This is a genomic window from Arthrobacter sp. NPDC056493 (assembly GCF_042795115.1).
GTDB lineage: Bacteria > Actinomycetota > Actinomycetes > Actinomycetales > Micrococcaceae > Arthrobacter.
The window spans coordinates 1-1,668 of record NZ_JBHTSL010000124.1; the positions used below are offsets into that span (position 1 = coordinate 1).

Below are 1,668 nucleotides of genomic sequence, written 5' to 3' on the forward strand. Positions count from 1 at the left end.
GCCCTCTGTCCGTCCAAAAAAGGGACAAAGTTTCAGGCCTACAGGGATCAGTAAAGTGAAGCCAAGGGTGCCCTGAAAGCGATACCATCCGCAACTTGAGATTCTATGTGGCCTGAGAGCTCTATTACGCTTTCATGACAGACCGTATGCAGTCTGGAAAGGGGATCGAGATGATGTTCGCGGAGGTAAGGCAGTTTAAGTGGCTCGATATCGAGGATGACAACGCTGGCCCCTGATTTCCCGACTCTCCTAGCGATGTACGTGTCATCGCGCGGGCAGGCTGCTGTTCTTCGGTACGAGGTAGCCGTGACAACGATAGATGAACTCACCCTCCGGATGAACTTCCAGCCCTGCGTAGCCGGACATGGGCAGGTGATCGTTGCAAAGTTCGACCGACGCAATATCGAGTCGTTTCTTCGGTCTGCCGTTGCTCAGGTGTCCGCCGAATCATGGGGAGAGCTGGACCTTGCATTAGAACGCTTCGGGAGGTCGGAGTTCAGTATGTCGGATACATACTGGTCTCCGGATCCTTGGGAAGCTCCCGGGAGAATGATGTGATTTAGGGTTGGGTCCAGATGGCAGACCGACTGCGCCGCATATGAGGCAGGCGGATGACGTTTGTCGGACTGGTGATCCGAGTCCTAGCGAGACTTCCGCGCCAGTTGAATATCGGCAAGGATTTCCATCACGCAACGGGGCATATGGCGGGCCAGGCAGGTTCCTTTGGGCTCGCAGGTTCAGGTAAGGGGCGCTGGCTGGCTGAGGCGGGCCCAGCGCTGCTGCTTCCCAATCAACAGGGTCCGGGTGCAAACGCTTGGATCGCTGCCCCGACGACGCCCGCTTCATTGCGGAAAACCGCGGGCACGATGGGGGTCTGGAGTTTGAGGTTAGGTAAGTAGTCCTTTGCGCGCTGCGAGATGCCGCCACCGACGATGAAGAGTTCGGGTGACAGCAGGAATTCCACGTGCGAGAAGTAACGCGCAGCAGGACGCTGTACTCTTCCCAGGAAAGTTCGTCCCGTTCACGCGCCACGGCGGACGTCCTTGTTTCGGCTCTGCAGCCTTCAACTTCCAGGTGTCCGAGCTCGAGGTTCGGCACGAGTTGCCCGTTAAAGATGAGCGCGGACCCGATGCCCGTACCCAGTGTGATCACGAGGACTGCCCCGGAAACTCCAGCCCCGGCGCCGTAGCGGGCTTCGGCAAGACCGGCGGCGTCGGCGTCATTAATGACCTCCACCCGCCGTCCCAGCCGGGTGGTCAGGAGATCGTTGATGTCGGTGCTCAGCCAACTTCTGTCCATGTTCGCTGCGGAGTGGACCACGCCATGGCCGATGATGCCCGGGAATGTTACACCCACGGGCGAATCGGTTGCCGGAGCTTCTGGATAAACCGACACGTCGGCCACAAGTAGCACAACGGCCTGGGCAACGGCTCTGGGGGTTGCTGGCCGAGGCGTTGGAACCCACAGAGGTTCGCCTAGGAGTTTGCCTCTTGTTGGGTCTACGAGGCCTCCTTTGATTCCGGTGCCTCCAATGTCAATGCCGATAACTGGAGCGTTCATGTGTTCCTGTCCTGAAATGGCCGATGCGGCTTCGGGCATGCGGCTGCCGGATCGATTCCTGCAATCCCGGCCAGGCGCCGGGCTGCGGGTTAAGCCCGCCGACCCGGT

Annotated in this window: 1 protein-coding gene and 1 pseudogene; one reads left to right on the top strand and one right to left on the bottom strand. The window is 59.4% G+C overall.

Translation table 11 applies throughout. From position 1 onward, the window contains the following. Window positions 1-216: 216 nt before the first annotated feature. Complete coding sequence (locus ACFQ50_RS24490; RefSeq protein ID WP_377998224.1) at window positions 217-558, top strand: Imm8 family immunity protein; 342 nt, start codon at window positions 217-219, stop codon at window positions 556-558. Between the two features lie 232 nt (window positions 559-790). On the opposite strand, the pseudogene ppgK reads toward ACFQ50_RS24490, so the two are convergent. Next, window positions 791-1,599, bottom strand: a pseudogene (gene ppgK, locus ACFQ50_RS24495) (polyphosphate--glucose phosphotransferase). Between the last annotated feature and the right edge of the window lie 69 nt (window positions 1,600-1,668).

Excerpts from the sequence above, each read along its gene's own strand:
- ACFQ50_RS24490 (WP_377998224.1), top strand. The coding sequence starts at position 217 with ATGACAACGCTGGCCCCTGATTTCCCGACTCTCCTAGCGATGTACGTG.